Consider the following 26623-nt stretch of genomic DNA (forward strand, 5'->3'; position numbering starts at 1 on the left):
AATACTTCCCACTCTTTGCCTGATTGCCTGACGTGCGAGTCCGCCGCGGTCCTATATTGCCGTCGTGTCCCGTTTGCTTGATACGGGTGCTATCGGGCCGAGTTGTGAGGGGGATAGGTGAGCGGCATGCCAAGCAGTCTGTCTTCGACTGCTCGGCAGGCGTGGGCGAAGCATGATGCGGATACCGAAGGCTGGCTGCCGCTGTGGCGGCACATGACGGACAGCGCCGCCGTGGCCGGTCTGCTGTGGGACCGGTGGCTCCCCGCACACGTACGCCGCCTCGTGGCTGAGCCGCTGCCCGCAGGGGAGTCGGACGGACGGACACTCGCCGTGTGGCTCGCGGCAGTTCACGACATCGGGAAGGCCACGCCGGCCTTCGCCTGCCAGGTGGACGCTCTCGCCGACCAGATGCGTGGCGCGGGCCTGGCCATGCCGTATCGGCAGCAGATGGGCCCGGATCGGCGCCTGGCTCCGCACGGGTTGGCCGGGCAACTCCTTTTACAGGAGTGGCTGGAGGAGCGGCATAACTGGCCGGTACGGGCGACAGGCCAGTTCGCGGTCGTGATCGGCGGTCACCATGGCACGCCCCCGGACAACCTGCAGGTGCACACCCTCGACTCGCACCCGGAACTGCTCCGTACTCCAGGGCCCAGCGAGACCATCTGGCGTCAGGTGCAGGAGGAACTGCTGAATGCCTGTGCCGGCGCCGACGTCTCGGGCGCAGCCGACCGGCTCGCCGACTGGCAGCGGGTGAAGCTGCCGCAGACAGTGCAGGTGCTGCTGTCCGCGCTGGTCATCGTCGCCGACTGGATCGCCAGTAACACGGACTTGTTCCCCTACGCAGCGGCAACTGCCGCAGCCGACGAGGACACCCGGAGCGGCGGGGCAGCCGATGCCCGCGGTCCCGAAGCCCGCAGCGCCGAACGGGTCGCTGCCGCGTGGCGTGGGCTGGGGCTGCCCGAGCCCTGGAGCCCCGAGGAGCCGAAGTCGACCGCCACCGAGCTGTTCGCCGCCCGGTTCGACCTGCCGCCCGGTGCCACCCCTCGGCCGGTGCAGGAGGCGGCCCTGCGGATCGCGCGGGAGATGCCCGAGCCCGGTCTGCTGATCGTCGAGGCGCCGATGGGGGAGGGGAAGACCGAGGCAGCCCTCGCCGTGGCCGAGGTGTTCGCCGCCCGCAGCGGGGCCGGAGGGGTGTTCCTGGCCCTGCCGACCATGGCCACCGGCAACGCGATGTTCCCCCGTCTGCTGGACTGGCTCGACCACCTCCCCTCCCAGGAGGGCCGACGGCTGTCGGTTCTGCTGGCGCACTCCAAGGCCGCCCTGAACCAGGACTTCGCCGAACTCAAAACTCACTCCCAGCAGCAGATCGCCGCAGTCGACCTGGACGGTCCGGACGGTGATGACCCGTTTCCGGCACCCGGCGCCGCGACGCGAGCGGCTCCGGCCGAGTTGGTGGCCCATCAGTGGCTGAACGGACGCAAGAAGGGGATGCTGTCGTCCTTCGTGGTCGGGACGATCGACCAACTGCTGTTCGCCGGTCTGAAGAGTCGTCATCTGGCGCTGCGTCATCTCGCTCTGGCCGGCAAGGTCGTCGTCATCGACGAGGCCCATGCCTACGACACCTACATGAATTCCTACCTGGACCGGGTCCTGTCCTGGCTCGGTGCCTACCGGGTTCCGGTCGTGGTGCTGTCGGCGACGCTCCCCGCCGCCCGGCGGCGGGAGTTGGCAGCAGCGTACGCGGGGGTGTCCCCTGATGCGGAGGCGTACGCGGCGCTGGCGCTGGCCGACGGCTACCCGCTGCTCACCGCGGTGGCCCCAGGTCCAGGCGGCCACCCGCCGTCGCAGGAATCCCCGGAGGCCTCCGGGCGCGGCAGCACCATCCGGGTCGAAGCGCTGCCGGACGACCTCGACATCCTCGCTGATCGACTGCAGCACGAACTCACCGATGGCGGCTGCGTCCTGATCGTGCGGAACACGGTGAACCGGGTGCTGGAGACGGCGCAGGCACTGCGCGACCACTTCGGGGAGGGCACCCCGGTCACCGTCGCGCACGCCCGGTTCATCGACCTGGACCGGGCCGCCAACGACGCCGAACTACTGAGGCGCTTCGGGCCGCCGCACGAGTCGGCGTCGGCGGACACGTCGGCGAAGGCCCCACCGCCAGCGGCAGAGGCCTCAGCGACGGAGGCCTCAGCGATGGAGACCCCAGCGACGCAGACGTCAGTGACGCAGACGTCACCGACGCAGGCCTCGCCGCAGGAGGACTCGGCGGCGCGACGCCCCCCGCGCCACATCGTCGTCGCCAGCCAGGTGGCCGAGCAGTCGCTCGACGTGGACTTCGACCTCCTGGTCACCGACCTCGCGCCGATCGACCTGCTGCTGCAGCGGATGGGGCGCCTGCACCGGCATGCGCGTGACCGTCGGCCCGAGCGGTTGGGCGTCCCGCGCTGCCTGGTGACCGGGGCCGACTGGACGGTCGATCCGCCGGCGCCGGTCCGTGGATCGGAGATCGTCTACGGGCGCCACTCCCTCCTGCGCTCCCTCGCCGTCCTGCTTCCCCACCTGGGAATCCACCCGTCCGGCACGACCGCGAAACCGCTCAGGCTGCCGGAGGACATCAGCCCCCTGGTCCAGCAGGCGTACGGCTCCGGCGACGTCGGACCGTCGGCCTGGGCCGGGGCGATGGACGAGGCAAGGGACGCGCAGCAGCGGATCCGGGCCGACAAGGAACGCCGCGCCGCGACCTTCCGGATCGGGGAAGTCGCCGTCGCCGGGCGGTCGTTGGTCGGTTGGCTGGCGGGCGGCACCGGTGACGCGGACGACACCAGGGCCGGGCGGGCGCAGGTCCGTGACAGCCAGGAGAGCCTGGAGGTCATCGTCGTGCAGCGGCAGGCCGACGGGACGCTGACGACCGTCGACTGGATCGGGCAGGGCCGCGCCGGGCTGCCCCTGCCCGAGGACGCCGTCCCGACGTCCGCGGCGGCGAAGGCCGCAGCCGCCTGCGGACTGCGGTTGCCGCTGCAACTGTCGCACCCGGGCGTGATCGATCAAGTGATCGCCGAGCTGGAGCAGTTCTGTGTCCCGGCTTGGCAGTCCAAAGAGAGCCACTGGCTTGCTGGAGAGCTTATTCTCCCTGTTCAACCCGATTGTCAGACCCACCTGGCAGGCTTCGTGCTCAGCTACCACCACACCCAGGGGCTTGAGGTGAGACGTGACGATTGATCAGACAGCCCGACCATCCGACGAAACCCGGTCGTTCGACCTCACCGAGCAGCCCTGGCTGCCGGTGCTCCTGGCCGACGGCGCTGAGGCGTTGCTGTCCCTGCGCGAGGTGTTCGCGCGAGCCGAGGAGATCCGACGGCTGGCCGGGGACGTCCCCACCCAGGACTTCGCCCTGGTCCGCCTACTGCTCGCGATCGCCCACGACGCCCTGGACGGCCCGTCGGACCTGGACGCCTGGGCCGACCTCTGGGCGGCGGGGGGCACCGCGTTCGCGAGCGTCCCGGAATACCTCGACCGGCACCGGGCCGGATTCGACCTGCTGCACCCGAGAACACCGTTCTTCCAGACCGCCGGGTTGCGCACGTCGAACGACGAGGTCTTCTCGCTGAACCGGATCATCGCCGACGTGCCCAACGGGGATCCGTTCTTCACCACCCGCTTCCCGGGGGCCGACCGGATCACCTTCGCGGAGGCCGCGCGCTGGGTCGTGCACGCACACGCGTACGACACCTCCGGGATCAAGACAGGCGTGGTCGGGGACCCCCGGGCCAAGAACGGCAAGGCGTATCCGCAGGGGGTCGCCTGGGCCGGGAACCTCGGTGGCGTCCTGGCCGAGGGCCGGACGCTGCGCGAGACGCTGCTCCTCAACCTCATCGCCGCCGACAGCCGGACCGGGGCCGCGGGGCCTGCCGCAGGTGTCGCCGCCGGCGCGTCCGGCGCCGGTGACCGTCCGGCCTGGCGCAGACCGCCCTGCGGGCCCGGCGCCGCCGCTGACGACGACCTGGTTTCCCGGCCCGGCGGCGTCCGTGACCTCTACACCTGGCAGTCCCGGCGACTGCGACTGGTCTCCGACGACACCGGCGTGTACGGCGTCGTGCTCAGCTACGGCGATCCGCTCGCCCAGCAGGACAAGCAGCACGTGGAGCCGATGACCGGGTGGCGGCGCAGCCAGGCGCAGGAGAAGAAGCTCTCCCGCCCGCTGGTCTACATGCCGCGCGAGCACGATCCGGCCCGCGCCGCCTGGCGTGGCCTCGCGGCCCTGATCGCACCGCGTGGGCAGGACGCGGGGGCGGGGGGCGACCCGCCGAAGACGCTGTGTCCCGGCGTGGTCGAATGGCTGGCGCGGTTGAGCACCGAAGGGGTGCTGCCCAGGGGAATGCTGATCCGGGTCCGCACCTACGGCGCCGTCTACGGGACCCAGCAGTCCGTGATCGACGAGATCACCGAGGACGCGGTGGCCATGGCCGTGGTCCTGCTCGGTGAGAGCGGCCGGGCGCTCGGCTGGGCTGCCGTCGACGCGGTGGCTGACGCCGAGTCCGCCGTCACTGTGCTGGGCGACCTCGCCACCGACCTGGAGCGGGCGTCGGGTGGTGAGTCCGAGTCCGGTCGGAATACTGCGCGCGACGCCGGGTTCGGTGTCCTCGACGGCCTGTTCCGGATCTGGCTGGGTGCGATCCGCGAAGGCGACGACCCCCAGCAGCTGCGCACCGCCTGGCAGTGCATCGTGCGCAGGGAGGTCAGCCGCCTCGGCAGTGAACTCGTCGCGCGGGCGGGGGACGCGGCCTGGGAGGGCAGGGTGCTCACCGACGCCAAGGGGTCGGTGTGGCTCAACACGGCCTCGGCCGACCTGTGGTTCCGGTCCCGGCTGAAGAAGAAGCTGCCCCGGGCCTACGACAGCGACCCGGCTGCCGTTCCCGGTCCTGGTCCCGGCGTCGACGCGGACTCCGCTCCCGACCTTCCGAAGGTGCCCGCATGACCACCGAACCCCAACTCCGATCCCAGACCCCGGCACAGACCCAGCCCCCGACCCCGACTCGGGTCCGTACCCCGACGGCCCCGCTGGGTACGGTCGGCACTGTCGTCGGAGCCGAGGTCAAGCGGCTGCAGTCCGGCTACCTCAGGGACCGCCCCGACGCCGTCGCGGCTCTCGCCCGCCTGCGGCGCGGTGCGGGCAAGGACGCCGCCGGGATCGCGGACCTCTGGGGCCTCATCGACCTGCAAACCCTCTACACCGATATGACGCTACGTCAGGAAGAGGCGGAGAACGCCGTCTACGCGGCGATGGCGCTGTGGGCGCTGCACCAGCAGTCGCGCAGCACCGGCATGCACCGTCCCGGCGGTGACGAACTCGGCACCGCAGTACGCCGGTTGATGCCACCCGGCGAGATCCTGGAACCGATCCGCAAGCGCTTCGTCCGGGCCGGTGCCGCCCCCACCCTGGCCGCCCTCGCCGTCAAGCTGCGGGAGATCACCACGCTGCTGCGCGTTGAGGAGATCAGCCTCGACTACGCCCTGCTCGCCGACCAGCTCTACCGCTGGCAGTTGCGCGGCGGTCCGGACGAGGTGCGGCGCTCGTGGGGCCGCTCCTTCCACGCCCACCGCCCGAAGACGGCCGCCGACCCCGCCGCGACCGCCGACCCCGCCGCAGCCGCCGACCCCACCGCCGATTCCGACCCCGATCCGGTCGCCCGGACCACCCCTGAGACCGACCCGAAGGACACGCCGTGACCGACCGCCTCATCCTCGACGTGCACGTCCTGCAGAACGTCCCGCCGAGCAATCTGAACCGGGACGACACGGGTGCGCCCAAATCCGCCGTCTACGGCGGGGTCACCCGGGCGCGGGTCTCCAGCCAGGCGTGGAAGCGGGCGACCCGACGCTACTTCGACGGCCTGCTCGACCCGAGCGAACTGGGTGTGCGGACCAAGCGGGTCGCCGAACTGCTCGCCGAGCGGATCACCGAGCTGGACGGGTCCATCCAGGGTGCGGAGGCGTGGGCCGTCGCCGCCGAGGTGCTGTACACGGCCACCGGTTCGAAGATCGAGCCGCCCAAGCGGAAGGTGGACGCGGCCAAGAAGAACGGGACCGCGGAGCCCGCGCCCGAGTCCTCCTATCTGATGTTTCTCAGTTCCCGCCAGTTCGACGGCCTGGCCCGACTCGGCGTCGAGGGTGCTCCTGACATCAAGGCCTTCTGCAAGGACAAGGACAACAAGGCCCGAGCCAAACTGATCGCCGACACCCGGCACTCCGTCGACATCGCCCTCTTCGGGCGCATGGTCGCCGACTCCGCCGACATCAACGTGGACGCAGCGGCCCAGGTCGCGCACGCGTTGAGCGTCCACCGGGTGGAGAACGAGTCGGACTACTTCACCGCCGTCGACGACCGCAACTCCCAGGCCGAGCCCGGCGCCGGGATGATCGGCGCGGTCGACTTCAACTCCGCCACGCTCTACCGCTACGCCGCGCTCGATGTCGACCTGCTGGCACGCAACCTCGGCAAGGGCTTGGACGAGGACGAGTCCCCGGCCACGCCGGTGCGCCGAGCCGTCGAAGCGTTCCTGGACGGCTTCGTCTCCTCGCTGCCCACCGGGAAGATCAACACCTTCGGCAACCACACCCTGCCGGACGCCGTGGTCGTCAAGCTCCGCTCCAGCCGCCCCGTCAGTTTCGTCTCCGCCTTCGAGAAGCCGGTGGTCGCCGACGAGTTCGGCGGCCACCTGGAGCCGGCCTGGGCCCGTCTCGCCGACTACATCCCCCGGGTCGAGCGGGCCTACGGCGACGAGGCCACCGAGACCTGGGTGCTGCGCCTGGGCCCGCTCACCGAGAAGGACTCGGCGCTCGGCAGCGAGGTGCCCAGCCTCCGGCAGCTCGTGGAGACGGCCGGTGCGGCGGTCTCGGCCCGCCTGGAGCGGCGCGGATGAGCAGTGTCCTTACGCTGCAGTTGGCCGGACCGCTCCAGTCCTGGGGTGCCTCGGCGCGCTTCGCCCGGCGCACCACCGAGAATGCGCCGACCAAGAGCGGTGTCGTCGGCCTGCTCGCCGCGGCCAAGGGCCTGCCGCGTGACGCGGACCTCTCCGAGCTGGCCGCGCTGAGGTTCGGTGTGCGGATCGACCAGCCCGGCACCCGGCTCCGCGACTTCCAGACCGCGCACCATGCGGTCACCGGAGCGTCGATGCCGCTGTCCGAACGGTTCTACCTGGCCGACGCGGTGTTCGTGGCGGCGGTCGAGGGCGGGGCCACGCTCATCGACGAGCTGCACCGGGCGGTGGCGAACCCGGCATACCTGCCCTACCTCGGACGGCGCTCCTGCCCTCCGTCACGTCCGGTCGAACTCGCCGTCCACGAGGACGCCGCGCTCGGCGACGTCCTGGCGGCGGAGCCCTGGCGGGCCGCCGAGTGGTACCAGCAACGGCGGCGTGCGGAGAGCACCGTGGAACTGTCAGTACTGGCCGAGGCCGGTACGGCCGATGGGTGGTCCGGAGCGGGGGCCCGGTCCGGGCCCAGCTCCGCGTCCGAGCCCAGGCCCGAGTCCGCTGTCCTCGGCGACACGATCCGGGACCAGCCGCTCAGCTTCGACCCCCGGCAGCGCAGGTTCGCCCTGCGCACCGTGCTCACCTCGCTGGTCACCGTCCCGAACCCCTGCGCCGCCGCTGCGCACACCCGCATCCCCGACCCCCGCGGGGCAGCGCCCGCGCACGACCCGATCAGCCATCTGGAACACCTGGAAGGCGTCGTCCGATGTACCTGACCCGCTTCCGCCTCAACACCGCCCGGACCGGTGCGCGCCGGTTGCTGTCCTCGCCGCAGAGCATGCACGCGGCCGTGATGTCCTCGTACCCCGAGCTCCTGCCGACGGCAGCGCCCGTACCGGCGACGGCGGGGCCCCGAGTGCTGTGGCGAGTCGACCGCAATGCCTCTGCGGAGGTCCTGCTCTTCCTGGTTGGCCCGTCCCAGCCGGATCTGACCCACCTGGTCGAGCAGGCCGGCTGGCCCGCGGCGGCTGCCTCAGGGACGGCCGGCTGGCAGACGTACCGCTACGCCCCGTTCCTCGAAGGCCTCGACAAGGGCGGTACCTGGAACTTCCGGCTCACCGCGAACCCGGTCCACTCGGTCCGCAATGCCGACGGGGCCCCGACCAAGCGCACCGCGCACCTCAACGCCCGGCACCAGGTGCGGTGGCTGCTGGAGCGTCAGGAGCCGTGCGGCTTCAGGATCCTGACGAAGCCCGAGGAGCGCCGGCACACCGAGCACCGCGACGAGCACCAGGTCGTGGTCCGGGACCAGTGCGGCATGGACTTCGGCAAGCAGGGCGCGAAGGGCAGGGTCACAATCAAAACCGTCACCTACGACGGGCGCTTGGAGGTCACCGACCCCGACGCCCTGCGCCGCGTCCTGACCGGCGGCCTCGGCAAGGCCAAGGCGTACGGCTGCGGGCTGATGACCCTCGCACCGGTCGGATAGAACCGGATGACGGTCAGTCAAAGGCCGGTCAGCGGCCCACGTGAACTCACCAGGGTCGAGGACCGGCTCTCCTTCGTCTACCTGGAGCGCTGCACGGTCCACCGCGACGCCAACGCCATCACCGCGGAGGACGCCGAGGGCACCACCCACATCCCGTCCGCGACCATCGGCACCCTGCTGCTCGGGCCGGGTACACGCATCACCCACCAGGCGATGAGCATCCTCGGCGAGACCGGGGCGGGAGTGGTGTGGGTCGGCGAGCACGGGGTGCGCTACTACGCCGCCGGGCGTTCGCTCGCCCGTTCGTCCGCCCTGGTCGAGGCCCAGGCCGTCTGCTGGGCGAACCGCCGCACCCGGCTCGACGTGGCCCGCGCGATGTACCGGCTCCGCTTCCCGGACGAGGACCCGGCTGGCCTCACCCGGCAGGAGCTCCTCGGCCGGGAAGGCAGCCGGGTCAAGCTCTGCTACCGCGCCGAATCCCAGCGCACCGGCGTGCCGTGGAAGGGCCGCAGGTACACGCCCGGCGACTTCGCCTCCGGCGACGCTCCCAACCAGGCCGTCACCGCGGCGGCCCAGGCGATGTACGGCGTCGCACACGCCGTCGTCGTCGCCCTCGGCTGCTCCCCGGCGCTCGGATTCGTGCACTCCGGCCACGAGTTGTCCTTCGTCCTCGACATCGCCGACCTGTACAAGACCGAGATCGGCATCCCGGTCGCCTTCGACGTCGCCGCGGAGTCGCCGGACGACGTGGGTGCGCGGACCCGCCGGGCGCTGCGCGACCGCATCCACGAACTCGACCTCCTCAAGCGCATCGTCGGCGACGTCAAGGACCTGCTCCACCCCGACGGCCGCGCCGGCTCCGACGGCCCCGCCGAGCCCGCGGCGGGCGACGACCGAGACCGGGATCTGGATCTGACTCAGGACCGGGTCACCCTCCAGTCCGACCGCGACACCCAGGTGGCGTCAGGGGTCAACTACGGCTACGAGGAGACCTGGTGACAGTCATCGTGCTCACCAACTGCCCGGCCGGCCTGCGCGGATTCCTCACCCGCTGGCTCCTGGAGATCTCACCCGGCGTCTTCATCGGCAACCCGTCGGCCCGCATCCGCGACGCCCTCTGGTCCGAGGTCCACGCCTACGCGGACCAGGGACGCGCGCTCCTCGCCCACACCACGAACACCGAGCAGGGCTTCACCTTCCGAACCCACGACCACTCCTGGCACCCCGTCGACATCGAGGGCCTCACCCTCATCCGCCGCCCCAAGGACCGCCCGACCGTGTCAGCCAAGCCCCCAACCCCCGGCTGGAGCACCGCCTCAAAACGCCGCCGCTTCGGCCACTGACGCGGGTGATTTGAGTTGCTTCCACCGATCTGCCATGAACTATCCAATTCCCAACAAGTACTCAATTCCGCCCCTCCCCCCAGCTAAAGTCGCACCTCAAGCAGTCTGCTCCCCGCGCACGCAGGGATGGTCCCAGAGGTCCCGGCCGTTCGGCCGGAGACGGCCGCTGCTCCCCGCGCACGCAGGGATGGTCCCATGCCCCACCCCCTGGGCGCGATCGTCCAGTTCTGCTCCCCGCGCACGCAGGGATGGTCCCTCCCGGAACTTCGCCGTGGCGTCAGAACTTGCCTGCTCCCCGCGCACGCAGGGATGGTCCCCGCTGCGGGGACCTGATCTCCGCTGTGCCTGCCTGCTCCCCGCGCACGCAGGGATGGTCCCAAGTTCCCCGGCACCTGCCGCTGCCGGGCCTACTGCTCCCCGCGCACGCAGGGATGGTCCCATGCCCACGGCTAAGAAGGTGCTCAGCTTCAGCTGCTCCCCGCGCACGCAGGGATGGTCCCAACGGTCTGTCTCGGAGATGTGGAGTCCGCCACTGCTCCCCGCGCACGCAGGGATGGTCCCACCACCGCGGTGATGATCCTGCAAGATCAGATCTGCTCCCCGCGCACGCAGGGATGGTCCCGCGGCCGATGAGCCGGAGTCCAGGACCATGTACTGCTCCCCGCGCACGCAGGGATGGTCCCAACCGCCGTCTGACCAGTGCCGACGGCCGCCACTGCTCCCCGCGCACGCAGGGATGGTCCCGGGCCTAACCGGCCGTGTCCCCGGCCGAAGCCCTGCTCCCCGCGCACGCAGGGATGGTCCCGGGCCTAACCGGCCGTGTCCCCGGCCGAAGCCCTGCTCCCCGCGCACGCAGGGATGGTCCCTAGACGAACGTGGGAACGGGATGCAGCGCCTACTGCTCCCCGCGCACGCAGGGATGGTCCCCACGCCCTTGGCGCCCGCCGCCCCGGAGGACCCTGCTCCCCGCGCACGCAGGGATGGTCCCCGCCGCCCGGCGGGGCGTGTTCAGTCCTCGTTCTGCTCCCCGCGCACGCAGGGATGGTCCCTTCCTGATGCGCGCCGTGCGCGAAGCCGGGCACTGCTCCCCGCGCACGCAGGGATGGTCCCGAGACCTGGCCCTGCCCGGCGGGGATGCCGAGCTGCTCCCCGCGCACGCAGGGATGGTCCCGACCCCAGCTGTCTGGACCAGCCCTGCATGGACTGCTCCCCGCGCACGCAGGGATGGTCCCGGGAAGGGCCCAAGATTCTTCCGATCAGCGCGCTGCTCCCCGCGCACGCAGGGATGGCCCCGTGGCCTGACGGCCCGACGTTTGCGCTGGTCACTGCTCCCCGCGCACGCAGGGATGGTCCCTAAACGCACGGGAGTGAGGGAGAGTCAAATACCTGCTCCCCGCGCACGCAGGGATGGTCCCCACGAGCGCGTGTCCTTCGACACCCTCAAAGGCTGCTCCCCGCGCACGCAGGGATGGTCCCGTCCTGGACGCGGCCCGGCTGCTGCGCCCGATCTGCTCCCCGCGCACGCAGGGATGGTCCCGTCCTGGACGCGGCCCGGCTGCTGCGCCCGATCTGCTCCCCGCGCACGCAGGGATGGTCCTCGCCCAGCCGTGGTTCCTTCGCGGGGCAGCTGTCTGCTCCCCGAGACTGCGAGCGCGACGGTCTGACTAGCGGCGAACGCGAGGAACGGTCCGGCTGCGGCAGGGGAATCGCAAGTCGACTACGTTTCCGCTATCGCAGCCTGACGGACAGGCACAACCTGTCCGTCAAACCGGAGCAAGCTCAGCAGTCAGCAGCAGACGCTCTTTCGTCGTTAACGGGGGCCGCTACGACGCAGGTGTCCCGCGCGACCAAAGCTCCTCGGCGTGCTCGGCGAAGCGGTCGAACATGCCGTCGGCCTCGTGGCGGCGGAGGTGCATCAGCGGGGAGTCGTGGCCGACCAGGCGAGCCAGATGAGGCGTGACGAGGGCCTGGTCATCGAAGCGGAAGACCGACAGGCTCACGTGGTTGATGGCGTCGAGCGGGGCACTGAACCGAACTGAGAGGCCGTCAAGCTCGCCGAGCCCCGCGAGAGCCTCCAGGGTGATGCGGATCCGTGTGGACACGCTCAGGGCGGTGTCCTCGATCGCCTCGCGCTGACGGGTGACCTCCCCGTCAGGGTTGCCGAGCAGGAAGCGGACCCGGCATCCCGCGGCGGCCTTCTTCCGCAGCGTGGCGGCGAAGTTGGGTTGCTCCAGCCACAGGAAGTAGTTCGTGTATCCAGCGAAGAGCAGATCGTCCGACGCGCCTGCTACGAGCTTCCCCCACACCGTCGACGGGCAAGCAGAGCGGTACGGGTACGCGTGCATCAGCTCGCGATCGTGCCCTGTCTTCAGCTTGTCCCGGACCACCTGCGGCCAGATCATCTCTTCGTCCACCCCTAACGCCCTACAGGCGTCGTCGCGGTTCCTAGCATGTGGCACACGTTCCCCGTCAGCCAACCAGCGCTCAACGGTTTTACTGGTCACTCCAATACGACTAGCCAATTGACGCGGAGACATGTGCGCGACGTCCGTAGCAGTACGAAGAGAGGTATTCAAGGCTTCCCCCTGGGACGTTTGAGCCTTCTTCGATCCTAGGGCGGAGAAGGTCCAACTGCCCCCCGTAGTGCGACCTTGCGTCCCAATAGGTGGGTCACGATCAAGCCATGCTGAACCTCGCAGGTGGTGAGGGCCATGGACGGAGGGTGACGCATGTTCGGGTGGCGGGGTACGGCAGTGTCAGCAGGCGCACACGTCATCTTCGACAGGGGCGCGCAGATGTGGCGGGTAGAGCTCGCCGATGGCTCGCCTGTTCACGATGACCATGGGAATCCGCGCGGGTGGGCCTCGTTCAGCGACGCGGACTCGGCAGCGACGGGCATCAACCGGCGGGAAACGTCCATGACGGCCGACATCGACGATTGCACGGAGTGCCGTCGCCTCTGCGAGCAGGCCCGTGCCGCGCTCCTCAGCGGTGACCGCTCGCGCCTCACCGACGTCCGGGTGTTCCAGCGCCGGCACGTGGAGGCGGAGCACGCGGTGAGTACCGATGTTCCCGTGCTGAGGGCGTGGTGACGGCCGGAGCACCCCTGCCGGACTGCCCTGAAGGAAGCTCCCACCGGCCGCCCTCAGGGCCGGAGGACGACAGAGCCCTCGGAGAGATCTCCTCCGAGGGCTTCCTGCTGCCTCAGCCTTGGGCGGGGCGCAGCTTCAGCGAGATGCTGTTGATGCAGTACCGCTGATCAGTCGGAGTCCCGTAGCCCTCGCCCTCGAAGACGTGGCCGAGGTGGGAGCCGCACTTGGCGCAGCGGACCTCGACGCGGCGCATGCCCATCGTGGTGTCCTCGATGTACTGGACCCGGTCCTCGGCCAGCGGTGAGAAGTAGGACGGCCAGCCGCAGTGGCTGTCGAACTTGGTCTCCGAGCTGAACAGCTCATTGCCGCAGGCGCGGCAGGAGTAGACGCCCTCGGTCTTGGTGTCGGTGTACTCGCCGACTCCGGGGCGCTCGGTGCCCGCCTGCCGCAGCACCGCGTACTCCTGCGGGGTGAGCTGCTCGCGCCACTCGGCGTCGGTCTTCTCGATCTCGTAGGAGGTCATCGTGGTTCCTGCCTTTCAGGCCAGACGGGCCAGGATCTCGGAGCCGAGGAACGTCACGTCGCCCGCGCCCATGGTGAGAACAAGGTCCCCCTCCTTGGCGATTCCCGCGACCAGGTCCGGCACGTCCGCCAGTGAGTGGGCCGGGGTGACGTCCGCGCCGTGCGCGCGCGCGGCGTCGATCACCAGGGCGCTGGTGATCCCGGGGACCGGGTCCTCGCGGGCCGGGTAGATGTCGAGGACGACGACCGCGTCGGCGCGCGAGAGCGCCTCGCCCATCTCGGCGCCGAGCTGCTGGGTCCGGCTGAACAGGTGCGGCTGGAACACCACCAGCACCCGTCCGTCGCCCGACGCCTCGTTGATGGCCTCCAGGTCGGCGGCGATCTCGGTCGGGTGGTGCGCGTAGGAGTCGATCACCTGGACGCCGCGGGCCTCGCCCTTGAGCTGGAGCCGGCGCCGGACGCCCTGGTAGCTGCCGAGCGCGGACGCCAGCTTGTCGGCGGGCACGCCCAGGGCGATCCCCGCGGCGAGCGCGGCGACCGCGTTGTGGGCGTAGTGGCGACCGGGCACGGAGACGGTGAAGGCCAGCTCCTTGCCCTCGTGGAGCACCACCACCTCGCTGGTCATCCCGCGGGCGGTGATGGAGAGGATGCGCAGGTCGGCCGCCTCGGACTGGCCGACTCCGACGATCCGCAGGTCCTCCCGCCCGCCCGCGCGGGCGACCCGTGCGGCCAGCTCGGCCGCGCCCGCGTGGTCCACGTCCAGGACCAGCGTGCCGCCGGGCACGATCCGGGCCACGAACGCCTCGAAGGACTCGTAGATCTCTTCCAGGGAGCCGTAGTTGGCGTGGTGGTCCAGCTCGACGTTGAGGACGATGGCGACCTCGGGGGAGTACTTCTGGAAGCTGCGGTCGCTCTCGTCCGCCTCGGCGACGAAGATCTCGCCGGTGCCGTGGTGGGCGTTGCTGCCGGGCTCGTTGAGGTCGCCGCCGATGGCGAAGGAGGGGTCGAGGCCCAGTGCGGTGAGACTGACCGCGAGCATGCTGGTGGTGGTGGTCTTGCCATGGGTCCCGGCGACGGCCAGCCCGCGGTGGCCGGACATCAGCGCGGCCAGCGCGTCGGCGCGGTGGATCACCGGCAGGCCCCGCTGCTGCGCCGCGACCAGCTCCGGGTTGTCCGCGCGGATGGCGCTGGAGACCACGATGCAGCTGGCCCCGGCCGGGACGTGCTCGGCGGCGTGCCCGACGAAGACCTCCGCGCCGAGCTGCTTGAGCGCCAGCACGACGGTGGACTCCTTGGCATCGCTGCCGGACACCTTGGCCCCGCGCACCGCGAGGATCTTGGCGAGGCCGGACATTCCCGCGCCGCCGATCCCGATGAAGTGCGGTGCGGCGAGATCGGCGGTGCTCGCCGGGACGCTCATCGAGGCGGGGACGTGGGCGGGGGACGTCACTGGTGCTCTCCCGGGGTCGGCTGCAGGGCGGTCGGAGCGGTCGGGCACGATTCTGCCAGTTGACCGGGCCGACTCCGATCCGCCGGGCGCACCCGCAGCTCAGCCCGGTCAGCCCCCGAGCCGCCGCCCGTGTCCGTCCCCGAGTCGACGCCGTCCGCACCCGTCCCCGAGCCGACCCTCGCGCCAGCTTCCCGAGCCGACGCCCGTGCCCGGCCCCCCGCGTCAGTCCTGCTGGGCGAACAGCTGCAGTACCGGTACGCCGACCTTGTGCCGGGCCTGCGAGGCCCAGTCGCGGTGGAACAGGCCCTCGATCCAGTGCGGTGCGGCCAGCACGATGACCTCGTCCGCCCCGACGTTCTGCACCAGCGTCCTGAGGTCGTCCAGTGGGTTCTCGTCCACCACCCGCCCCTCTGCTGTCGCCCCGGCCTTGCGCAGGCCCTGGAGGGTGTGGTCCAGACCCGCCGCGGCGGCGCTGACCGCGTCGGCGCCCTGCGGCTCGTCCCGCTCGTGCGCGGCCCGGTCGAGGTAGCCGAAGGCCACGTCGTCGACCGCGCGCAGGAACTCGTCCTGCTTGCCGCGCGGCTGCATCAGCACGTGGAAGGCGACCGGCTCCTCGCCGTGGAGCGTGGTGATCAGGTCGACGTCGGCGTCGGAGAGAGGCTTTTCGATCAGCAGTACGGTCGTGAACACGTGCGTCCCTTCTCGTTCCGGTTCCCCTGTCCCCACCGGTTGTCCATCCTGCCCGCTGGGGTGGGAATACACCTGCTACGCGGACGATCTGCTTCCGCTAGTCGGCGGGGTTCACGCTACGGGCGTAGCGCGCAAAGAGGAAACCTTTCTCCTCAAGCAGCGAGACAAGCTCCATCCGCTCCGCCTGCCCCGCCGGGCCGTTGCTGATCCTCGGCGCGTCGCCGGATGCCAGCAGCGGCGCCAGCGAGAGGCACAGCTCGTCCAGCACACCCGCCGCGGTCAGCTGGCCCAGCAGCCGCGGGCCGCCCTCGGTCAGCAGCCGGGTCCAGCCGTGTCCGGCCAGGGCCGCGACCATCGCCGCCGGATCGACCCGCTCGTCCCCGGCGACCACCACGTCGGCGACCCGCCCGGCCGCCTTCACCGCGTCCGCCGGGGCGCTCGCGCTGGTGATCACCAGCGTCGGCACCAGCGGCTCGGTGAACAGCGGAGCGTCGAGGTCGAGGTCGAGCCGTCCGGTCACCACCGCGATCGCCGCCGCCGGGGCCTGTCCCCTGGCGGCCCGCGCCGCCGCGAACTCGGCTCGGGCGCGGGCCGGGCGGTAGCCCTCGGCGCGTACCGTCTGCGCGCCGACCAGCACCACGTCGGCGAGCGCGCGCAGCACCCCGAAGATCCGCTTGTCGGCCTCGCTGGACAGTCCCTCGGACAGTCCGTCCAGCCGGGCCGCGCCGTCCAGGCTGGAGACCATGTTGGCGCGGAGCCACGGCCTCCCCTCCGCGACGCTGTCCGGGTAGGCGTACGCCTCGGCGAGGCCCTCCAGACTGGTGAGGTCGGTCACATCCGGGGCTGTGGGCAGCAGTCGACGCATATCCAGCAGTGTTCCACGCCGAGCCGGACCGTACCCTTGGTAGCTGTGCCTGCTGCTGCTGACCTGCCCGCCGTCCTCCCGGACGCCCCGTCCGACGCCCGGCCCGACGACGCCCTGACCGCCTCAGGGCCCGCCGTCGGGTCCACGGCCGGGCCGACCGTCGGATCCACCCCGGCCCCGGTGTCGCTGACGTCGCGCCGCCCGGTGGTGCCCGCCGACCGGATGGTCGCCGAGATGGTGCCCCCGCCGCGCTTCCAGCACGCCCGCTTCGGCACCTACGACCCGGACCCGGCCCAGCCCAGCCAGGCCGAGGCGGTCCGGGTGCTGGAGGCCTTCGCAGCGGGCCTGACCGCCCCGGCGGAGCCGAGGAAGCGCTGGTTCGGCCGCGCCGCCGCCCCGGCCGCGTCCACCGCCGGTCCGGCCGGCGTCTACCTGGACGGCGGCTACGGCGTCGGCAAGACCCACCTGCTGGCCTCGCTCTGGCACGCCGCGCCCGGACCCAAGGCCTTCGGCACCTTCGTCGAGCTGACCAACCTGGTCGGCGCGCTCGGCTTCCGGCAGGCCGTCGAGGCGCTGTCCGGGCACCGGCTGCTCTGCATCGACGAGTTCGAACTGGACGACCCGGGCGACACCGTGCTGGTCTCCACCCTGCTCAGCCGTCTCGCCGAGGCCGGGGTGAAGCTCGCCGCGACCTCCAACACCCTGCCCGGCAAGCTCGGCGAGGGGCGTTTCGCCGCCGCCGACTTCCTGCGCGAGATACAGGGGCTGTCCGCGCGCTTCCGCAGCGTCCGGATCGACGGCCAGGACTACCGTCACCGCGGCCTGCCCGAGGCCCCGCCGCCGTACTCGGACGCCGTGGTCGAGGCCACCGCCGCCCGCCTCGGCGGGACCGCCTCGCTGGACGGCTTCGAGGAGCTGCTCGCGCACCTCGCCGCGGTCCACCCGAGCCGGTACGGGGCGCTGCTGGACGGCGTCGGCACGGTCTGCCTGACCGGCGTGGTCCCGGTCCAGGACCAGAGCACGGCGCTGCGGCTGGTGGTGCTGGCCGACCGGATGTACGACCGGGAACTGCCGGTGGTGGCCTCCGGGCTGCCGTTCGACCGGATCTTCAGCGAGGAGATGCTGAACGGCGGCTACCGCAAGAAGTACCTGCGCGCGGTGTCCCGCCTGGTCGCCCTGGCCCGCGACAGCGCCCGGGGGACCGGCTGACCCTCCCGTCGCGAGCGCCCGGGAGACCGGCTGACCCGGCTCCGCTCACCCGCTCCGGGCCCGGTTCGGGCCCCGCTCCGGGCCCCCGGTCCGGGCCGAACCGACCGGATTGTCAGTGGCAGGTCGTACGGTTGGTTCCGTGAGACCCATCACCGATCTTGAGCGAACCGTGGCGCCCTTCCAGGTCGTCAGTCCCTACCAGCCCAGCGGCGACCAGCCCACCGCCATCGCCGACCTGGAAAAGCGCATCCGTGCGGGTGAGAAGGACGTGGTCCTGCTCGGTGCGACCGGCACCGGCAAGTCGGCGACCACCGCGTGGATGATCGAGAAGCTCCAGCGGCCCACCCTGGTGATGGCGCCGAACAAGACCCTGGCCGCACAGCTCGCCAACGAGTTCCGCGAGCTGCTGCCCAACAACGCGGTCGAGTACTTCGTCTCGTACTACGACTACTACCAGCCCGAGGCGTACATCGCGCAGACAGACACCTACATCGAGAAGGACTCCTCGATCAACGAGGAGGTCGAGCGGCTCCGCCACTCCGCCACCAACTCGCTGCTGACCAGGCGCGACGTCGTCGTGGTCGCCTCGGTGTCCTGCATCTACGGCCTCGGCACCCCGCAGGAGTACGTCGACCGGATGGTCCGGCTCAAGGTCGGCGACGAGATCGACCGGGACGCCCTGCTGCGCCGTTTCGTCGACATCCAGTACACCCGCAACGACGTCGCCTTCACCCGCGGCACCTTCCGGGTCCGCGGCGACACCATCGAGATCTTCCCGGTGTACGAGGAGCTCGCGGTCCGGATCGAGATGTTCGGCGACGAGATCGAGGCGCTGACCACGCTGCACCCGCTCACCGGCGAGGTGATCACCGAGGACCAGCAGCTCTACGTCTTCCCGGCCTCGCACTACATCGCCGGTCCGGAGCGGATGGAACGCGCCATCAACGGCATCGAGGCCGAGCTGGAGCAGAGCCTCGCCACCATGGACAAGCAGGGCAAGCTGCTGGAGGCGCAGCGGCTGCGGATGCGCACCACCTACGACATCGAGATGATGCGTCAGATCGGCAGCTGCGCGGGCATCGAGAACTACTCCCGGCACATCGACGGCCGTGACTCCGGCACCGCCCCGAACACCCTGATGGACTACTTCCCGGAGGACTTCCTCCTGGTCATCGACGAGTCCCATGTGACCGTCCCGCAGATCGGCGCGATGTACGAGGGCGACGCCTCGCGCAAGCGCGCCCTGGTCGAGCACGGCTTCCGGCTGCCCTCGGCGATGGACAACCGCCCGCTGAAGTGGGAGGAGTTCCTGGAGCGGATCGGCCAGACGGTCTACCTCTCGGCCACCCCCGGCCCGTTCGAGCTGTCCCGCGGCAACGGCCAGGTCGACCAGATCATCCGCCCGACCGGCCTGATCGACCCGGAGGTGGTGATCAAGCCCACCGAGGGCCAGATCGACGACCTGATCCACGAGATCCGGCTCCGGGTGGAGAAGGACGAACGCGTCCTGGTCACCACGCTCACCAAGAAGATGTCCGAGGATCTCACCGACTACATGCTCGACCTGGACATCCGGGTCCGGTACCTGCACAGCGACATCGACACGCTGCGCCGGGTCGAGCTGCTGCGCGAGCTGCGCGCCGGCGAGTACGACGTCCTGGTCGGCATCAACCTGCTCCGCGAGGGCCTGGACCTGCCCGAGGTCTCCCTGGTGGCGATCCTGGACGCGGACAAGGAGGGCTTCCTGCGCTCCGGGACGTCGCTGATCCAGACCATCGGCCGCGCCGCCCGCAACGTCTCGGGGCAGGTCCACATGTACGCGGACCGGATCACCCCGGCGATGGAGAAGGCCATCGACGAGACCAACCGCCGCCGGGCGATCCAGGTCGCGTACAACACCGAGCACGGCATCGACCCGCAGCCGCTGCGCAAGAAGATCGGCGACATCCTCGACTCCATCGCCCGTGAGGACATCGACACCGGCGAGCTGCTCAGCACCGGCTACCGGCAGCCGGGCGGGGTCAAGGGCGCCCGCGGCGCCAAGGCCCCGGTCCCGGCGCTGGGCGCGGCGGGCAAGCGCGGCGCGGCCGACGCCAAGGGCCTGCCCGCGGCCGAGCTGGCCGACCTGATCGCCGAGCTGACGGAGCGTATGCACAACGCCGCCGCGGAACTGCAGTTCGAGGTGGCGGCCAGGCTCCGCGACGAGGTCAACGAGCTGAAGAAGGAACTCCGCCAAATGCGTGAGGCGGGAATGGCCTAGCAAGGGAATGGCGCACGCGGGTCGTCCGCTGTATCCGGGGAATGCGTAAGGTTTGCCGGGAGACGGCTGAACGCCGCGGAGACGCGTCAGGAACGGGGAGGGTGACCACCATGTCGGTGAGTCTGAACAAGGGTCAGAGCGTCAGCCTGAAGAAGGCCGGCGGAGGTGAGCTGACATTGGTGCGGATGGGGCTGGGCTGGCAGGCGGCCCCGCGCAAGGGGCTGTTCAGCCGCCGCGCGCGGGCGATCGACCTGGACGCCTCGGCGGTGATGTTCGGCGAGCACCAGCTGCTGGACGTCGTCTTCTTCCAGCACCTGGTCAGCAATGACGGCTCGGTGCGGCACACCGGCGACAACCTCACCGGTGGCGCCGGCGGAGAGGACGACGAGTCGATCCTGGTGGACCTCTCGCAGGTCCCGCAGAACGTCAAGCAGATCGTCTTCACGGTCAACTCCTACACCGGGCAGACCTTCCAGGAGGTGGAGAACGCGCACTGCCGCCTGGTGGACGAGACCAACGGGCAGGAGCTGGCCCGCTACAGCCTGAGCGGCGGCGGTGCGCACACCGGCCAGGTGATGGCCAAGGTCCAGCGGGACGCGGGCGGCGGCTGGCAGATGTCGGCGATCGGGGCGCCTGCCGCCGGGCGTACCTTCCAGGACATGCTGCCGGCCATACAGCCCTACCTCTGACCTACCTTTCAGCTCTCCGATGGGACTGCTCTGACCAGCAGTTTTTAACTCAACATATGATCCCTTTACTTCTTCTTTGCCATACTGTCGCAGACAGGCGGACAGTACGAGCAGAGGGAGTGCATGGACGTATCCGTGGCCATGTGGGCCACCACCATCGGGGTGCTGATCGCGCTCATCGCCGCTGACTTCTTCATCGGGGGCCGAAAGCCGCACGACGTCTCGCTCAAGGAGGCGGGGATCTGGACCACCGTCTGGGTGCTGCTGGCCGTCGCCTTCGGCGGCTACCTGTGGTGGCACTCCGGTCCGACCCCGGCCGGGCAGTTCTTCGCGGGATACATCACCGAGAAGTCGCTCAGCGTCGACAACCTCTTCGTCTTCGTGCTGATCATGGCGAAGTTCGCGGTACCCAGCGTCTTCCAGCAGCGGGTGCTGATGGTCGGGGTGCTGATAGCGCTGGTGCTGCGGGCCGTCTTCATCGCGGCCGGTGCGGCGATCATCGCCAGCTTCTCCTGGGTCTTCTTCATCTTCGGCGCCTTCCTGATCTGGACCGCCTGGAAGCTGATCAAGGAGGCCCGAGCCGAGGAGGGCGAGGAGGAGGCGGAGTTCGAGGAGAACCGCCTGCTCAAGGCAGTCGAGAAGCGCTTCCCCGCAACCGACGGCTACCGCGGCACCAAGCTCGTCGTGACGGAGAACGGCAGGCGGCTGATTACCCCGATGCTGGTGGTGATGCTGGCGATCGGCAGCACCGACCTGCTCTTCGCGATGGACTCCATTCCGGCGATCTTCGGGCTGACCCAGGATGCGTACATCGTCTTCACCGCGAACGCCTTCGCACTGATGGGCCTGCGCCAGCTGTACTTCCTGATCGGGGGGCTGCTGAAGAAGCTGGTCCACCTCTCCTACGGGCTGTCGGTGATCCTCGGCTTCATCGGCGTGAAGCTGCTGCTGCACGCCCTGCACGAGGCCGGAGCGCACTGGGCGCCGGAGATCGGGATCCCCTTCTCACTGGGCTTCATCGTGCTGGTCCTCGCGATCACCACCGCGACCAGCCTGACCGCCTCCCGCAGGCAGGAGCGGGAGGAACACGAGGCGCGGTAGACCTGCGGCCGGCTCTGGAGCCGACCGGTAGCCGACCCGGAAGCCGACCCGGAAGCCGACCGACCGACCGGCCACCCCGCAGCGAACGTGTGCAAGCACCCCGCCCGGACCACCGCCGAGCGCTACTCTCAGCAGCGTGGCAGAGCAAAAGCTTGCAGGTGGCGCCGGGTTGCTGGAACGCGACGTCGAACTCGGGGCCGCGCGAAGGGCGTTGGCGAGCCTGGCCGCGGCTGAGGCGCCCACGGGGCCGGGCGAGCACCTGCTCGTCTACACCGGCGCGGCCGGCCTCGGCAAGACCAGTCTGCTCGCCGCGGTCCGCCGGGCCGCGACCGACAGCGGCCTGCTCGCCCTCACCGCCCGCGGCGGCGAGCAGGAGCAGCTGACCGCGTTCCACCTGGTCCGGACCCTGCTACGGCCGCTGCTTGCCCAGGTCGGCGAGGAGGCCGGGCGGGAACTGCTCGGCGGCTGGACCGACATCGTCGGCCCCGCCCTCGGGTTGACCACGGTCGCGGCCGGGGCGGCCCCCGACCCGCAGGGCGTCCGTGACGGCCTGGACTGGATCGTCACCAACCTCGCGGTCCAGCGCGGCCCGCTGGTGATGATGGTGGACGACGCGCACTGGGCCGACGCCGAGTCGCTCAGCTGGCTGGCCTCCTTCGCAGGCCGGGTGGACGAGCTCCCGGTGCTGCTGGTCGTCGCCTACCGGCCGGACGAACTGCCTGAGATCCCCGCCGCGTTCCGCACCATCGCCGACAGCAACGGTACCCGGGCGCTCGGCCTGACCGCGCTCACCCCGGACGCCGTCGCCGAGTTGGTGACCGACCTGTTCAGCGCCTCGGGCGTAGCGGTGGACGACGCCTTCAGCCGCGAGGTCTGGGCGGTCACCGGCGGCAACCCGTTCGAGACGGTCGAACTGCTGGCCAAAGCGCAGGAACGGGGCGTCGCGCCGGTCGAGGCGTCCTGCCCGCTGCTGCGCGACCTGGCCGCCGCCAGTCAGGGCAGCGGCCTGGTGGCCCGGCTGGAGCGGCTCGGCCAGTCATCGGTGCGGCTCGCCTGGTCGGTGTCGGTGCTCGGCATCCACACTCCGCTGGAGCTGGCCGGATCGGTGGCCTCGCTGTCGCATACGGCGGTTGCCGAGGCCGCGGACCGGCTGCGCGAGGCCCGCATCCTGACCGGCCATCAGATACTCGAATTCGTCCACCCGCTGATCGCCACCTCGGTCTACCGCGGCATCCCGGAGGAACTGCGCACCGGGATGCACGCCAAGGCGGGCTGGGCGGTGCTCCGCGCGGGCGGCAGCCCCGGCACCGCGGCCCGGCACTGGCTGGAGATTCCGCCGCAGGGCGACAGCGAGGTGGTCGAGCAACTGCGTTCCGCGGCCCGACTGTTCATGCAGGCCGGGGCACCGGAGACGGCGCAGCGCTGCCTGGCCAGGGCGCTGCGGGAACCCCCGTCCGGCGCGCAGCGGGCAGAGGTACTGTTCGAGCTGGGCTGCTCGACCCTGCTCTACGACCCCGCCTCCACGGTCGGCCACCTACGGGCGGCGCTGGAGCAGCCGGTGCTGTCGCCGCGACTGCACGAGGGCATCACCGTGCGGCTGGCCCAGTCACTCGCGCACAGCAACAACCTGCTCGAAGCCGCCGAGACCACCAGCGGTGCGGCCGAGTCCGCCGACTCCGAGCAGACCCGGCTGCGGCTGCTGGTGTGGAACTTCATGTGGTGCGCCTTCGACGCCGCCGAGCAGGGGTCCAAGGACCGCTCGCAGCGGCTCTCCGACCTCGCGCTGCTGCTGGAACGCGAGGAGCAGCGGATCGGCGTCGCCGAGCGCTATGTCTTCGGCCTGCGCGCCTGGGACGCCGTGGTCCGCGGCGAACCGGTGCGGACCGCCGTCCACTACGCCGACCTGGCCCAGCAGCGGGACGGCCTCAGCTGGACCGACCAGGAGTGGGCGTTCGAGGTGCCGACCCTCGCCTCCCTCGTCTACATGTACGCCGACCTGCCGGAGCGCGCCGAGGCGCTCTTTGCCAAGGGCATCGCCGAGTACGAGGAGGCCGGCTGGCGTGGCGCCCACCTCGCCTTCGGCCACACCATCCTGGCCTACATCCGCTTCCGCACCGGGAACCTTGCAGAGGCCGAGCGCAGCGCCCGCGAGGGCCTCGCCACCGCCAACCGCGTCGGCGAGGGCATCCCGGTGCACTGGTACGCGGTCGGCACCCTGATCGCGATCCTGCTCGCCCGCGGCGGCCTGGACGAGGCGCACGAGCTGGCCGAGCGCTACCGCTTCCGAGCGCCCTACTCGGCGGCCGTGGTCTTCCCCGACTCGCAGACCGTGCGCGGCGGGCTGCTGCTGGCCGCGGCCGACTTCGACGGCGCCGTCACCGAACTGGCCGCGGCCGGCGAGCGGCTCGACGGTCGGGAGATGAGCAACCCCGGCTGGTGCGGCTGGCAGCGCGCCCTGGCCCAGAGCCACGCGGCACGCGGCGAGACCGAGTACGCCCGCACCCTCGCCGAGGACGCACTGGCCAGAGCCGAACGCTTCGGCACCGCCTCTGCGATCGGCATGGAGCTGCGCTCCTGCGCCGCCCTCGCCGAGGGCGACCGCCGACTGGAGCTGCTGAGGCAGTCCCTGGCCCAGTTCGAACGCTGCACCGCCCCGTACGAGCACACCCGCGCGGCACTCGACCTCGGCCTGGCCCTCCGCGAGGTGGGCCGCTTCGCGGAAGCCGCCGAGCAGTTGCGCAGCGCACTCACCCTGGCCGAGTCCTGCGCCGCGGACGAGCTGGCGACACAGGCCCGCACCGCCCTGGAGCAGGTGAGCCCGGCCAGCTGAGCCCGGTCGGGGTGGGCCCCGCCAGGTGGGGCCCACCAACTGAGCCCGGTCGGCTACCGGGCCCAGGCCGGATTCAGCACGATCGTCTTCAACTGGGCGACGGACAGTGGTGCCACCGACGTCGTCAACGGGTACTGCTCCACGACCTGGACCGACGTCCCGTCGGACAGCAGAGCTGAGACGTGCCAGGAGTGCCTGCCGTTGGGAAGAACCAGGCCGCCCGTGGTCGCGACGCGCAGCGTTGTGCCGTCGGGGAGCAGCTTGGTGGAATCGCCGTACTCAAGGGCCAGAACCTCGCTGCGGGCGTCGGTGGGCCAGCGCTCGACGTCGAAGGTGAGCGAGCAGTCGGTGCCGCAGCTCACGTTGGCGATGCCCTCCTGGTTGTCAGCGAGGGAGCCATGGGCGGTGACGCCCGCAGGCATGGTCTTCTTCGCTATGGCGAGGGTCTGGGCGGCGGTGAGCTGCCCGTCCGGCTTCGAGGCGCGGATCGCCGCGAACAGCCCGGTCCAGTCGGGCTTCGTCGCCAGAGCGGTCAACTGGTCAGCGTCCAACGGAGGCTGTGTACGGGTCCCGTCGCTGGTTGCGAACTCGGTGGGCCGGTTGAACTCGTCGATCCAGATCCGATCCCCCTTGGCGGTGACCAAGGTCGCAGTCCACTGCAGATCTGCCGCCAGGCCGGTCTTCTTGTTCTGGTTGTTCTTGGAAAAAGAGACGGTCGAGCCGTCGGCCAGCGTCTTTCGCTGGCAGGTGCTCTGCGGTGTCGTCATAGCCGGGTCGCACGTCCCTGCCGCTGTGACGTCCGGATTGTTCTCGGTCGCGGATCCGAACCGGATGAGCGCGGGACCGTGCCCGTCGTCGTAGACCAACTGGGCGGTGGGAATATCCATAGCAGGACGGCCGCCACCAGCGCCGATCGCCTGCGTTTGGGTGACCTTGCCGGGCGGCAGCGCACTCTCCAACAGGTCGAGAATCTGCTGCCCCGACACCGATGGCCCCTTGGCCGTACTCGTCGTGTTGGGTGAGGCCGCCTGGTCCGCGTGCCCCGACAGTACGCCGGGGGACAGGGCCGCGCCGGTGCTGATCACGGCGAGAGCCGCGGCGGCGCCGGTCACCCGGAGCGCGACCCGCCTGCGCCGCAGCGCGAAGCCGCGCCGGAGGCCGCGATCCAGCAAGGGCTGGGGTTCCAGGTCGTAGCTGTGCCCGGCCTCGGTCAGGGCCTGGCTGATCCGCTCTTCGAAGTCCATGGGAGCACCTGCTTCCTGGTGGTTGACGTGCCAGTGACGGGCGGGCCGAAAGGCCGGCCGGGTTCAGCGATCGATGAAGAGGGACGCGTCGTCGCCGAGTTCCGCCCGCAGGCGGGTAAGCGCGCGCAGGGCATGGGAACGGACTGCCCCGGCGCTGAGCCGCAGGGCCGTCGCCGTCTCCTGCACGCTGCGGTCCTCCCAATAGCGCAGGACCAGTACCGCCCGATCCCGCTCGGGCAACTGCCGCAGAGCGGAAAGCAGCGTGACCCGCAGCGCGGGATCACCGTCCTCGGCGATGCCCGCCTCCGGTGGAGTCGCGCTCGGCCGCTCGCCGCTGCTGCGCCGTCGCCGCCAGGACAGGAAGGTGTGCGCCAGCATCGTCTGTGCGTACGCCACCGGATTGTCCGCGCCGGAGACACGTCGCCAGCGCACGAAGATCCGGCCCAGCGTCTCCTGGACGAGATCCTCGGCCAGATGGGTGTCTCCACCGGTCAGCAGGCATGCCGAGCGATAGAGGTGACCGATGCGCGCCGCGGCGAAGGCTTGGTACCCGTCGTCCGTTGTGTCCGCCATGCCTACCGCACCCCTCCTCGTGACTCCCCGACCCATCTCACCCCATCGACGCTCCAGCCCTGCGGTTGTGTTCTGACCGTTCTGGACCCGGCCCGATTTGCGGGGCCGTGGATGGGTACCGTAGTGTCCTTCGAGTTGCCCTACGACTGAGTGGTGGCGGCGAACCCCCTGATCAGATGGTGTGGCGTTGTTTTGTCATGCCGTTTATCGGGAAATCGGCGGATTTGGCTTGTGGAGCTGGAATCCGCTAAGGTTTGAAACAGAACGAAGAACGAAGCGCCCGGAGGGT

General features: G+C 70.7%; 21 protein-coding genes and 1 CRISPR repeat array. Of the genes, 14 read left to right on the forward strand and 7 right to left on the reverse strand.

Annotated features, from left to right (window positions below):
* Positions 1-126: 126 nt before the first annotated feature.
* The 8 genes from ACEZDE_RS30080 to cas2e are packed head-to-tail and all read left to right on the forward strand — an operon-like array spanning position 127 to position 9809.
* Positions 127-3225, forward strand: coding sequence for a CRISPR-associated endonuclease Cas3'' (locus ACEZDE_RS30080; RefSeq protein WP_449341719.1), 3099 nt, complete (start codon positions 127-129; stop codon positions 3223-3225).
* Positions 3215-4981, forward strand: a complete 1767-nt coding sequence (gene casA / locus ACEZDE_RS30085) for a type I-E CRISPR-associated protein Cse1/CasA (protein WP_380542936.1) — start codon at positions 3215-3217, stop codon at positions 4979-4981. The genes ACEZDE_RS30080 and casA overlap by 11 nt, the downstream gene beginning before the upstream one ends.
* A complete protein-coding gene (casB, locus tag ACEZDE_RS30090) occupies positions 4978-5733 on the forward strand; it encodes a type I-E CRISPR-associated protein Cse2/CasB (RefSeq protein WP_380542939.1) in 756 nt (251 codons plus the stop codon). The genes casA and casB overlap by 4 nt, the downstream gene beginning before the upstream one ends.
* Positions 5730-6926 (forward strand): type I-E CRISPR-associated protein Cas7/Cse4/CasC, encoded by a 1197-nt coding sequence (cas7e, locus tag ACEZDE_RS30095; protein ID WP_380542943.1) that lies wholly within the window; start codon positions 5730-5732, stop codon positions 6924-6926. Before casB ends, cas7e begins: the two co-directional genes overlap by 4 nt.
* Entirely contained in the window at positions 6923-7753 is an 831-nt protein-coding gene (cas5e, locus tag ACEZDE_RS30100) for a type I-E CRISPR-associated protein Cas5/CasD (RefSeq protein ID WP_380542946.1), read from the forward strand. The genes cas7e and cas5e overlap by 4 nt, the downstream gene beginning before the upstream one ends.
* Positions 7744-8466 (forward strand): type I-E CRISPR-associated protein Cas6/Cse3/CasE, encoded by a 723-nt coding sequence (gene cas6e / locus ACEZDE_RS30105; RefSeq protein ID WP_380542949.1) that lies wholly within the window; start codon positions 7744-7746, stop codon positions 8464-8466. The genes cas5e and cas6e overlap by 10 nt, the downstream gene beginning before the upstream one ends.
* A gap of 6 nt (positions 8467-8472) precedes the next feature.
* Positions 8473-9465 (forward strand): type I-E CRISPR-associated endonuclease Cas1e, encoded by a 993-nt coding sequence (gene cas1e / locus ACEZDE_RS30110; RefSeq protein ID WP_380542952.1) that lies wholly within the window; start codon positions 8473-8475, stop codon positions 9463-9465.
* The gene (gene cas2e, locus ACEZDE_RS30115) at positions 9462-9809 is read left to right on the forward strand and encodes a type I-E CRISPR-associated endoribonuclease Cas2e (RefSeq protein WP_380542955.1); all 348 of its coding nucleotides are present in this window, start codon (positions 9462-9464) and stop codon (positions 9807-9809) included. The genes cas1e and cas2e overlap by 4 nt, the downstream gene beginning before the upstream one ends.
* A gap of 105 nt (positions 9810-9914) precedes the next feature.
* A CRISPR array of direct repeats spans positions 9915-11407; the repeat unit is 29 nt; unit sequence CTGCTCCCCGCGCACGCAGGGATGGTCCC.
* Positions 11408-11632: 225 nt separating this feature from the next.
* Here the strand turns inward: cas2e and ACEZDE_RS30120 are convergent.
* Positions 11633-12223, reverse strand: coding sequence for an XRE family transcriptional regulator (locus tag ACEZDE_RS30120; protein ID WP_380542958.1), 591 nt, complete (start codon positions 12221-12223; stop codon positions 11633-11635).
* Positions 12224-12727: 504 nt separating this feature from the next.
* Between ACEZDE_RS30120 and ACEZDE_RS30125 the strand changes: the two genes are divergently transcribed.
* Positions 12728-12901 carry a hypothetical protein gene (locus ACEZDE_RS30125; RefSeq protein WP_380542961.1) on the forward strand — a complete coding sequence of 58 codons (174 nt, stop codon included), beginning with the start codon at positions 12728-12730 and terminating at the stop codon, positions 12899-12901.
* A 112-nt stretch (positions 12902-13013) separates the two neighbouring features.
* Here the strand turns inward: ACEZDE_RS30125 and msrB are convergent, their stop codons facing one another.
* From msrB to ACEZDE_RS30145, 4 genes are all read right to left on the reverse strand, one after another.
* Positions 13014-13424 (reverse strand): peptide-methionine (R)-S-oxide reductase MsrB, encoded by a 411-nt coding sequence (gene msrB, locus ACEZDE_RS30130; RefSeq protein WP_380542964.1) that lies wholly within the window; start codon positions 13422-13424, stop codon positions 13014-13016.
* 15 nt (positions 13425-13439) lie between these two features.
* On the reverse strand, positions 13440-14843 hold the full coding sequence (gene murC / locus ACEZDE_RS30135; protein ID WP_380542993.1) for a UDP-N-acetylmuramate--L-alanine ligase: 1404 nt from the start codon (positions 14841-14843) through the stop codon (positions 13440-13442).
* 252 nt (positions 14844-15095) lie between these two features.
* Entirely contained in the window at positions 15096-15563 is a 468-nt protein-coding gene (locus ACEZDE_RS30140) for an indole-3-glycerol phosphate synthase (protein WP_380542967.1), read from the reverse strand.
* Between the two features lie 97 nt (positions 15564-15660).
* Complete coding sequence (locus ACEZDE_RS30145; protein ID WP_380542970.1) at positions 15661-16428, reverse strand: pyrimidine reductase family protein; 768 nt, start codon at positions 16426-16428, stop codon at positions 15661-15663.
* 222 nt (positions 16429-16650) lie between these two features.
* Between ACEZDE_RS30145 and zapE the strand changes: the two genes are divergently transcribed.
* The 5 genes from zapE to ACEZDE_RS30170 all read left to right on the forward strand — a co-directional run bounded on the left by zapE (position 16651) and on the right by ACEZDE_RS30170 (position 24517).
* Positions 16651-17637, forward strand: coding sequence for a cell division protein ZapE (gene zapE / locus ACEZDE_RS30150; RefSeq protein WP_380542996.1), 987 nt, complete (start codon positions 16651-16653; stop codon positions 17635-17637).
* A gap of 139 nt (positions 17638-17776) precedes the next feature.
* Complete coding sequence (gene uvrB / locus ACEZDE_RS30155) at positions 17777-19897, forward strand: excinuclease ABC subunit UvrB (protein WP_380542973.1); 2121 nt, start codon at positions 17777-17779, stop codon at positions 19895-19897.
* Positions 19898-20007: 110 nt separating this feature from the next.
* On the forward strand, positions 20008-20586 hold the full coding sequence (locus ACEZDE_RS30160; protein WP_380542976.1) for a TerD family protein: 579 nt from the start codon (positions 20008-20010) through the stop codon (positions 20584-20586).
* Positions 20587-20709: 123 nt separating this feature from the next.
* Positions 20710-21687, forward strand: a complete 978-nt coding sequence (locus ACEZDE_RS30165; RefSeq protein WP_380542979.1) for a TerC family protein — start codon at positions 20710-20712, stop codon at positions 21685-21687.
* A gap of 136 nt (positions 21688-21823) precedes the next feature.
* Complete coding sequence (locus ACEZDE_RS30170; protein ID WP_380542982.1) at positions 21824-24517, forward strand: ATP-binding protein; 2694 nt, start codon at positions 21824-21826, stop codon at positions 24515-24517.
* A gap of 53 nt (positions 24518-24570) precedes the next feature.
* On the opposite strand, the gene ACEZDE_RS30175 is transcribed toward ACEZDE_RS30170, so the two are convergent.
* Positions 24571-25761 carry a hypothetical protein gene (locus ACEZDE_RS30175; RefSeq protein ID WP_380542985.1) on the reverse strand — a complete coding sequence of 397 codons (1191 nt, stop codon included), beginning with the start codon at positions 25759-25761 and terminating at the stop codon, positions 24571-24573.
* A 63-nt stretch (positions 25762-25824) separates the two neighbouring features.
* A complete protein-coding gene (locus ACEZDE_RS30180; protein ID WP_380542988.1) occupies positions 25825-26334 on the reverse strand; it encodes a SigE family RNA polymerase sigma factor in 510 nt (169 codons plus the stop codon).
* Between the last annotated feature and the right edge of the window lie 289 nt (positions 26335-26623).

The sequence above is a fragment of the Streptacidiphilus cavernicola genome (genome assembly GCF_042510955.1).
Taxonomy (GTDB): Bacteria; Actinomycetota; Actinomycetes; order Streptomycetales; family Streptomycetaceae; genus Streptacidiphilus; species Streptacidiphilus cavernicola.

What these genes read in the sequence shown, in the direction of transcription:
- cas1e (WP_380542952.1), top strand. Translation starts at nt 8,473, where the DNA reads ATGACGGTCAGTCAAAGGCCGGTCAGCGGCCCACGTGAACTCACCAGG.
- ACEZDE_RS30165 (WP_380542979.1), top strand. Translation starts at nt 20,710, where the DNA reads ATGGACGTATCCGTGGCCATGTGGGCCACCACCATCGGGGTGCTGATC.
- cas5e (WP_380542946.1), top strand. Translation starts at nt 6,923, where the DNA reads ATGAGCAGTGTCCTTACGCTGCAGTTGGCCGGACCGCTCCAGTCCTGG.
- msrB (WP_380542964.1), bottom strand. Translation starts at nt 13,424, where the DNA reads ATGACCTCCTACGAGATCGAGAAGACCGACGCCGAGTGGCGCGAGCAG.
- ACEZDE_RS30175 (WP_380542985.1), bottom strand. Translation starts at nt 25,761, where the DNA reads ATGGACTTCGAAGAGCGGATCAGCCAGGCCCTGACCGAGGCCGGGCAC.
- murC (WP_380542993.1), bottom strand. Translation starts at nt 14,843, where the DNA reads ATGAGCGTCCCGGCGAGCACCGCCGATCTCGCCGCACCGCACTTCATC.
- ACEZDE_RS30125 (WP_380542961.1), top strand. Translation starts at nt 12,728, where the DNA reads ATGACGGCCGACATCGACGATTGCACGGAGTGCCGTCGCCTCTGCGAG.
- ACEZDE_RS30145 (WP_380542970.1), bottom strand. Translation starts at nt 16,428, where the DNA reads ATGCGTCGACTGCTGCCCACAGCCCCGGATGTGACCGACCTCACCAGT.
- zapE (WP_380542996.1), top strand. Translation starts at nt 16,651, where the DNA reads ATGGTCGCCGAGATGGTGCCCCCGCCGCGCTTCCAGCACGCCCGCTTC.
- casB (WP_380542939.1), top strand. Translation starts at nt 4,978, where the DNA reads ATGACCACCGAACCCCAACTCCGATCCCAGACCCCGGCACAGACCCAG.
- ACEZDE_RS30160 (WP_380542976.1), top strand. Translation starts at nt 20,008, where the DNA reads ATGTCGGTGAGTCTGAACAAGGGTCAGAGCGTCAGCCTGAAGAAGGCC.
- ACEZDE_RS30080 (WP_449341719.1), top strand. Translation starts at nt 127, where the DNA reads ATGCCAAGCAGTCTGTCTTCGACTGCTCGGCAGGCGTGGGCGAAGCAT.
- ACEZDE_RS30180 (WP_380542988.1), bottom strand. Translation starts at nt 26,334, where the DNA reads ATGGCGGACACAACGGACGACGGGTACCAAGCCTTCGCCGCGGCGCGC.
- cas6e (WP_380542949.1), top strand. Translation starts at nt 7,744, where the DNA reads ATGTACCTGACCCGCTTCCGCCTCAACACCGCCCGGACCGGTGCGCGC.